3 protein-coding genes and 2 pseudogenes are annotated in these 8,574 nt (G+C 67.5%); 2 read left to right on the forward strand and 3 right to left on the reverse strand.

The window, feature by feature from the left end; all coding sequences use genetic code 11:
- Positions 1 to 20: 20 nt before the first annotated feature.
- Together L5G28_RS18990 and L5G28_RS18995 are read right to left on the reverse strand one after the other, a co-directional pair.
- On the reverse strand, positions 21 to 2,048 hold the full coding sequence (locus L5G28_RS18990) for an acetyl/propionyl/methylcrotonyl-CoA carboxylase subunit alpha (RefSeq protein ID WP_237002883.1): 2,028 nt from the start codon (positions 2,046 to 2,048) through the stop codon (positions 21 to 23).
- 79 nt (positions 2,049 to 2,127) lie between these two features.
- Positions 2,128 to 3,741 (reverse strand): carboxyl transferase domain-containing protein, encoded by a 1,614-nt coding sequence (locus L5G28_RS18995; protein WP_237002884.1) that lies wholly within the window; start codon positions 3,739 to 3,741, stop codon positions 2,128 to 2,130.
- Positions 3,742 to 3,970: 229 nt separating this feature from the next.
- Between L5G28_RS18995 and L5G28_RS19000 the strand changes: the two genes are divergently transcribed.
- Both L5G28_RS19000 and L5G28_RS19005 read left to right on the forward strand, forming a co-directional pair.
- A complete protein-coding gene (locus tag L5G28_RS19000) occupies positions 3,971 to 7,519 on the forward strand; it encodes an indolepyruvate ferredoxin oxidoreductase family protein (RefSeq protein WP_237002885.1) in 3,549 nt (1,182 codons plus the stop codon).
- Between the two features lie 205 nt (positions 7,520 to 7,724).
- Positions 7,725 to 8,177, forward strand: a pseudogene (locus tag L5G28_RS19005) (IS701 family transposase); the annotation flags it as partial.
- Positions 8,178 to 8,215: 38 nt separating this feature from the next.
- Here L5G28_RS19005 and L5G28_RS19010 read toward each other — a convergent pair.
- Positions 8,216 to 8,449 (reverse strand): annotated as a pseudogene (locus tag L5G28_RS19010) (integrase core domain-containing protein); the annotation flags it as partial.
- Between the last annotated feature and the right edge of the window lie 125 nt (positions 8,450 to 8,574).

Raw genomic sequence — 8,574 nt, forward strand, 5'->3', positions numbered from 1 at the left:
CCTTGCAGAGATCGGCGGGGTCAGTTCGAGTTCTCGTCAGCGGCTGCGACGTGGGCGAGCAGCGCCGCGGCGGCCACCTTGTCGCCGACGCGCACCGAGACGGTGGCGACGCCGTCGACCGGCGCGCGAAGCGTGTGCTCCATCTTCATGGCTTCGACGACGACGAGCGGCGCGCCTGCCTGCACAGTGTCGCCGTCGACGCCGGGGACTGCGACGACGGTCCCCGGCATGGGGCTGACCACGTCTCCCACGGCGTCGTCGGCGTCGGCGTCGGTGAGGGATTTGAGCGGTGTGACCTGCCATGTTCCGGCGTTGCCTGCGACCCATCGTCGACCGTCGACGTCCGCGCGGACCGTCCACCGCTGCTGCACTCCGTCAGCGGAGAGGCCGATCGAACCGTCGGGGCGCGGCGCGACGACGACGTGCGCGCTCCACGACTGATCGTCCGACGAGACGGTGACGTCGGCGTCGAGGGACCGCGCGTCCGGAGCCGACCGCAGAGCGGCCGTCACCGTGTGGTGGTTTCCGTCGACCGACAGCCGCGACACATACGGCGACGGAGCGCCGATCCGGAAGCCCAGCGCACTCGACCACAGGTCGTCGGGTGTGCCCAGGTCGAGGACGCCGAGCGCGGCCGCGGTGAGCGCTTCGGGCGGCGGGATCGGTGCGGTGTAGTCGACGACGAGCCGGTCGAGCAGTTCGGTGTCGAGGTCCGCAGACTGCACGGCGGGCTGGGCGAGGACATGCCGACAGAAGTCGATGTTGGTGACGACGCCGATCAGGCGGGTCTGCGCCAGCGCCTCGTCGAGCCGGTACACGGCCTCGTCGCGGTCGGCGCCGTGCACGATGACCTTCGCGAGCATCGGGTCGTAGTCGCTGCCGACGACGCTGCCCGCGCGGACACCGGCGTCGATGCGCACCGACCGGGTGGACGTCGCCCGCTCCGATCCGGCAGGCCAGACGAGGTCGGTGATCTCACCGCCGGTCGGTAGGAACCCGGCGGCCGGGTCCTCGGCGTACACGCGCGCCTCCATCGCGTGTCCGGCGAGGGTCACGTCGTCCTGGCCGAACGCGAGTTCCTCGCCGCGCGCGATGCGCACCTGCTGTTCGACGAGGTCGAGGCCGGTGACCAGTTCGGTGACCGGATGCTCCACCTGCAGGCGGGTGTTCATCTCCATGAAGAAGAAGTCCTCGGGCGCGACCGCGGACACGATGAACTCGACGGTGCCCGCCCCCGTATAGCCGACGCTGCGGGCGGCGTCGCAGGCCGCCTGACCGATACGGGCGCGAGTCGCCTCGTCGAGCAGCGCCGACGGAGCCTCTTCGATGACCTTCTGGTGGCGTCGCTGCAGCGAACACTCCCGTTCGCCGAGGTGCACGACGTTGCCGTGCGTGTCGGCGAGAACCTGCACCTCAATGTGCCGCGGGGTGAGGACGAAGTGTTCGAGGAACAGCGAGTCGTCGCCGAATGCGGCTGATGCCTCGCGGCGCGCGGTCGCGAGCGCTTCGGGCAGATCGGCGAGGTCGTCGACGCGGTGCATCCCCTTACCGCCGCCACCCGCACTCGGCTTGATCAGGACCGGGAAGCCGATGTCCGGCGCGGCTGCGACGAGGTCCTCGTCGGTCAGACCGGGACGGGACAGTCCGGGAACGACGGGCACACCCCGGGCGGTGACCGCGGCGCGTGCGGTGATCTTGTCGCCCATCGTCGCGATCGATTCCTGCGGCGGGCCGACGAACACGATGTCGGCATCGGTCAGCGCGGCAGCGAACGCCTGGTTCTCCGACAGGAAACCGTATCCGGGGTGGACTGCGTCCGCCCCGGTCGCCTTCGCGGCGGCGATCACCTTCTCGATGTCGAGGTAGCTCAGCGACGCCTGCGCGGGGCCGAGGCGGACAGCTTCGCCCGCGGCGAGCACGTGCGGCGCGTCGACGTCGGCGTCGGAGTAGACGGCCACCGATTCGATGCCCATCGCGTCGAGCGTGTCGATGACGCGAACAGCGATCTCGCCGCGGTTGGCCACGAGAACTTTACGGATGGTCTTCACTGGAGGCGTCCTTTCCGCTCGCGGAGCGAGCGAGCCCTGTGCGGCTGGTCGATCGATCTGGTCTCTCGCATCTGCGCGATCACATCCGGAAGACGCCGTAGCCGGGCTGCGGCAGCGGCGAGTGGCGGCATGCTTCGAGAGCGAGGCCGAGGACGGTACGGGTGTCGGCGGGGTCGATGATCCCGTCGTCCCAGAGTCGCGCCGTCGAGTAGTAGGCGTCCGACTGTCGCTCGAACTGTTCGCGGATGGGTGCCTTGAACTGTTCTTCGTCGTCGATCGACCACTCTCCGCCCGACCGTTCGACGCCCGCTCGGCGAACCGTTGCGAGCGTGTCGGCGGCCTGCGGTCCGCCCATCACCGAGATACGCGCGTTGGGCCACGACCAGAGAAATCGCGGCGAGTAGGCGCGACCGCACATCGAGTAGTTGCCCGCACCGAACGAGCCGCCGATCATCACCGTCAGTTTGGGGACCGATGCGCAGGCGACCGCGTTGACCATCTTGGCGCCGTTCTTGGCGATGCCGCCCTGCTCGTACTCGCGTCCGACCATGAAGCCGGTGATGTTTTGCAGGAAGATCAGCGGGATTCGGCGCTGATCGCACAGTTCGATGAAATGCGCGCCTTTGAGCGCCGACTCGCTGAACAGCACACCGTTGTTGGCGATGAACCCGACCGGGTGTCCGTGCACCATCGCGAACGCCGTCACCAGGGTCGTCCCGTAGTTCGCTTTGAACTCGGAGAACTCGCCGCCGTCGGCGAGGATCCCGATCACTTCCCGGACGTCGTACGGGACCTTCGGATCGGTGGGGACCACGTCGTAAAGGTCGGTCTGCGCACGCTTCGGCGCCACGGTCGGCGACGTCTCCCACTGCGCGGCGACGCGCGGACCGAACGTCTTCACGATCTCGCGGACCTTGGCCAGCGCCTGCTCGTCGTTGTCGACGAGGTGGTCGGTGACGCCGGAGACCGAACTGTGCATGGTGCCGCCGCCGAGGTCTTCGGCACTCACGTCTTCGCCGGTCGCCGCCTTCACCAGCGGCGGACCCGCGAGGAAAATGGTGCCCTGGTTGCGGACGATCACGTTCTCGTCGCTCATCGCAGGGACGTACGCTCCGCCTGCGGTCGACGATCCGAGCACCGCGGAGATCTGCGGGATCCCGGCAGCGCTCATCGTCGCCTGGTTGTAGAAGATGCGCCCGAAGTGGTCTCGATCGGGGAACACCTCGTCCTGGTTGAGGAGCATCGCCCCACCCGAGTCGACGAGATAGATGCACGGCAGCCGGTTGTCGGCGGCGATTTCCTGAGCGCGCAGATGCTTCTTGACGGTGACCGGGTAATAGGTGCCCCCGGAGACCGTCGCGTCGTTGGCGACGATCATGCATTCGCGCCCGTGGATCCGCCCGATACCCGCGACGACTCCCGCGCTGGGCGCCTTGCCGTCGTACATGTCGAACGCGGCGAGCGGCGCCACCTCCAGGAACGCGGTGCCCGGGTCGATGAGCGCGTCGATCCGGTCCCGGACCAGCAGCTTGCCGCGCCCGACGTGTCGGTCGCGAGCCTTGACACCGCCGCCTTGGGCGGCGACGGACAGTCGTTCGCGCAGCCGCGCGACGTGCTCGCGATGCCCGTGCGGGCCGGGTTCGCCTGCCGTGTTCGGGACCGGCTTCGTCGAGACCTCGTGATCGGAGACCATGCCCACCCTTTCGGTTATTGGTCATTAACTGAACTAGAAGGTACGCGACACCCGGCGCGTACGCCAGGGCTTACCCCCGATTGTTCCACCGACCGTGACGGCGATCACAGAGTCCGTTATCGTGAGGTACAGGCCGCAACACCCTTCGCGGCCGCACACACATGCTGAGCCCGCGCCTCCAGCACCCCGGACGCCGGTCGCAGCCGATACGCAAAGGCCTGGTGAACCCATGACCGTCGCAGACGACCGTGCCCGGACACGCTCCGATTCACGGAGCGCTCCCGCACCCTTCTCCCTCGACGACCGCTACACGCGCGAGGCGGGAAGCATCTACTTGACCGGTATCCAGGCCCTGGTCCGCATGGTCCGCGACCGGGCGGTCATCGACCGCCGGAACGGCCTCCGGACGGGATCGTTCATCTCCGGCTACGAGGGCTCGCCGCTCGCCGGGTACGACCTGGAGATCGGTCGACGCACCGCACTCCTCGCCCCGTGGGACATCACGCACCGCCCCGGACTCAACGAAGAAATCGGGGCCACGTCCGTCATGGGTTCGCAGCTCGCCGCCAGAGTCGGCACCCTGTCGGCCGATGCGTCCGGCGTCGTGCGCGACGGCGTGGTCGGGTACTGGTACGGCAAGGCGCCTGGCCTCGACCGCGCAACCGACGCGCTGCGCCACGCGAACATGGTCGGCACCCACCCGGCAGGCGGAGCGGTCGCGCTCGTCGGCGACGATCCCGGCGCCAAGAGTTCGACGATCCCGTGCGCGTCCGAGATGGCGTTGGCCGACCTGTACATGCCGATCCTCTACCCCGCCGACAGCGCCGACATCCTCGACTTCGGCGTCCACGCCGCGCTGATGAGCCGGGTGTCAGGACTGTGGACGTCGTTGAAGATCTCTGCGCATGTCGCCGACGGAGCGTCCACCGCCGTCGTCGACCTCGATCGGTTCGCCGTCGACTACGGCGGCCTCGGCACCAGTCCACACGTGCCGTCCGGCCGACTCCTCGGCCCAAGTCTCATGGAACTCGAACAGAATCAGCTCACCACACGGTTGCCTCGTGCCACCGAGTACGCCCGGCTCAATGGCCTCAACCGGATCACCGCGTCGACCGGAGACGACCGGATCGGGATCGTCGCCGCAGGCAAGACCTATCTGGATGTCCGCGAATCGCTGCGGCTGATCGGCATCACCGACGATGACCTCGGACGCCTCGGAATCCGCATCCTCAAACTCGGCATGGTGTACCCGATCGAGCGGAGCGTCCTCGACCGGTTCATCGCAGGCCTCGACGAGGTGATCGTGGTCGAGGAGAAGCGTGACTTCATCGAGACGATGATGCGCGACATCCTTTTCCGCCGAGGCGACGCCCCAGCGATCGTCGGCAAGGCCAACGAGGACGGCTCCACGCTGTTCTCCCGATTCGGGGAACTCGATGTCGACGCCGTCTCGCGCGGTCTCGCGAACCGGCTGGCGACCTGCCACGGCGTGGAGTCGGCGCGGCGATGGCTGGACAAGAAGAACGCCACTCACGACCGCATTCTGCTGCCGCTCGCGGTCCGCACCCCATACTTCTGTTCCGGGTGTCCGCACAACCGATCCACGAAGGTGCCGGAAGACACCACGACCATCGTCGGAGCAGGGATCGGCTGCCACGCCATGGTGCTGCTGATGGAACCCGAGCAAGTCGGCGACGTCGCAGGCGTCACCCAGATGGGCGGCGAGGGCGCGCAGTGGCTCGGCATGGCCCCGTTCATCGACGAGAAGCACTTCGTGCAGAACATCGGTGACGGCACGTTCATGCACTCGGGGTCGCTCGCGCTGCGCGCGGCCGTCGCGTCCGGCGAGAACATCACCTACAAACTGCTGTTCAACGGCACCGTCGCGATGACCGGCGGCCAGGATCCGGTCGGCCAGATGAGTCTCCCCCAGATGCTCGCGTTGTTGCAGGCCGAGCGGGTCGCGAAGGTGGTCGTCACGTCTGACGATCCGTCGCGCACCAAGGCGCTCGGCCTACCCGCGGGGGTCGAGGTGCGCCACCGCGACGACATGATCGACGTGCAGCGCGAACTCGCCGAGGTCGCGGGCGTGACAGTCCTCGTCCACGACCAGCACTGTGCCGCCGAGAAGCGCCGTAAGCGCCGTCGCGGTGGCGACGACTCGAACAGCCAGTTCGCGACGCCGAAACAGCGGGTGATGATCAACGAGCGGATCTGCGAAGGCTGCGGCGACTGCGGCGCGAAGTCGAACTGTCTGTCCGTGCACCCCGTACAGACCGAGTTCGGCCGCAAGACCCAGATCGACCAGAGTTCGTGCAACCTCGACTTCTCGTGCCTGGACGGCGACTGTCCCGCGTTCGTCACCGTCACTCCGGGTACGAGCCGGGCACGCGGCCGCGTCGCGCCGATCGCCGCTTCGGATGTCGCCGCCCCCACCCGCACATCGACGCCGAGCGGCGATTTCACCATCCGCGTCACTGGAATCGGCGGCACGGGCGTGGTGACGGTGTCGCAGATCCTTGCCACCGCCGCGACGCTCGACGGACTCTCCGCGCGCACCGTCGACATGACCGGCCTCGCGCAGAAGGGCGGTGCCGTGGTCAGCGACATCAAGGTGTCGTCCGAGCCGGTCGAGCAGGCCGCCAAGGTCGCCTCCGGAGACTGCGACGTCTACCTCGCATGCGACCAGCTCGTCGGAGCCGACCCGGTGAACTTGAAGGTCGCGTCGACCGCGAAGACAGTCGCCGTCGTGTCGACGACGACGGTGCCGACCGGCTCGATGGTGATCGACACGTCGGTGACGTTCCCCGAAGCCCTCGCGGTCCGGTCCGCCATCGACGACCACGTCGCCCGGTCGGTGTACCTGAACGCGGGCGAACTCTCCGATGATCTGTTCGACGACGAGCAGTACGCGAACACGCTGATGGTGGGCGCCGCGTTCCAGACCGGTTCGCTGCTGCTGTCGGCAGAGTCGATCGAGCGGGCGATCGAGCTGAACGGAGTCGCTGTCGACGCCAACGTGCAGGCGTTCCGGCGGGGACGCCAGGCCGTCGCCGCCCCTGACGAGGTCGTCGCCGCCGTCGCGTCGGTCCGCGCACCTGTGCCGACGTACGCGCCGAGCACGGCAGCCGAACGCGCCGCATCGAGCCTGAAGGGCCGCGGCGACGAGCTATCCACCGTCGTCGAGCGCCGCTACGACGAGCTGATCGCCTACCAGAGCGAGACGTATGCGAGAACCTGGTTGTCGGTGGTGAGGCGTGTCCACGACGCAGGTCATGGCGACGACCTGACGGCCGCCGTCGCCCGGAACCTGTACAAGCTGATGGCGTACAAGGACGAGTACGAGGTGGCTCGTCTCACCGACGACGCCGCGTTCGCCGCGACGATCGCCGAGGAGTTCGGCGACGACGCGACGGTCGCCGTCCGACTGCACCCGCCGATGCTCCGTGAGATGGGCATGAAGAAGAAGATCTCGCTGGGTGCGTGGGCCGATCCGGCTCTACACACGCTGGCGAAGATGAAGCGTCTTCGCGGGACCCGCCTCGACCCGTTCGGCCGGGCCGAGGTGCGCCGGATGGAGCGGGCGTTGATCGACGAATACCGCAGCGCGGTGGACGAGTTGCTCGCCGCGCTCGGGACGTATCCGTCACCCGAACGCGTGGCCGCGGCAACCGCCGTCGCCGACCTGCCCGACATGGTCCGCGGCTACGAGAGCATCAAGACCGCGAACGTGGAACGCTATCGCGTCGAATTGAGGCGACAGCTGGAAGCGCTGTAGGCGCTGGCAGGCCCCCGATACCCGGTCCAGGTGGTTCTAGTACTACAGCCGTAGATAGCGGCTGGCGGTGACTTACGGCGTGTTTACGCTGGTGGGAGCGGCTGCCGCGGCATGATCGCGGTTTGTGAAGACAACGATGACACCAACGACAGCCGCGGTTTCGAGGGTAGACGATGACCTGTGGCGAGAGCGTCTGGACGAGTTGATTGCCCGTGTCCAGCGACACTTCTCCAGGACCGAACCAGCCCGTAACGCTGGGGCGCTGGTGCTGGGGCTGATGTCGGATCTGGAATCGAAAAACTGCTGGACCCTGGCCGAGCACTGCGGACACAACACACCGGATCGATTGCAGCACTTGCTCTCTCGTGCCCGATGGGACGACAACAACGTGATGGCCGATGTCCGCGACATCGCAGTGGAGGCCTTCGGCGCCGACGACGCGATTCTGGTCGTCGACGAGACCGGCGACCTGAAGAAGGGCACCGCCACCGTCGGCGTGCAGCGCCAATACACCGGTACCGCTGGACGCATCGAGAACTGCCAGATCGCGGTGTGCATGACCTACGCCGGCGCGGGCGGGCACACCCTGATCGACCGCGCCCTCTATCTGCCGAAGTCCTGGACCGACGATCGCGTGCGGTGCCGCCGGGCCGGGGTGCGCGATCTGAAGCGCCCTGGGTCTGATGGAGACTCGCGCTATTTGATTCCGACCAGTAGATTGTGGTCGTTGGGGACAGCATAGAACGCGTTCTCGAACTCGGCAGGCGGGACGTCGCCGAGATAGCCGTGGAGGCGCTGCGTGTTGTGCCAGTGCACCCATCCGAGCGTTGCGAGTTCGAGGTCTTCGACCGTCTTCCATGGCCCGGATCGGGCGGGTCCGCGGACGAGCTCGGCCTTGTAATACCCGTTCACCGTCTCAGCCAGAGCGTTGATGCTCCTATAGTTGTCAACTCATGACTTCGCCTGTTCGCGGGTCGGTCTTGACGAGGTGGTAGACCTCGCGGATCACGTAGCGTTTCAGGCAGCGGATGATGTCGCGTTTACTCTTGCCCTCG

Source organism: Gordonia liuliyuniae (assembly GCF_021739025.1).
Taxonomy (GTDB): domain Bacteria; phylum Actinomycetota; class Actinomycetes; order Mycobacteriales; family Mycobacteriaceae; genus Gordonia; species Gordonia liuliyuniae.

Coding starts and splice junctions, on each gene's coding strand:
- L5G28_RS19000 (WP_237002885.1), top strand. CDS start 3,971: ATGACCGTCGCAGACGACCGTGCCCGGACACGCTCCGATTCACGGAGC.
- L5G28_RS18995 (WP_237002884.1), bottom strand. CDS start 3,741: ATGGTCTCCGATCACGAGGTCTCGACGAAGCCGGTCCCGAACACGGCA.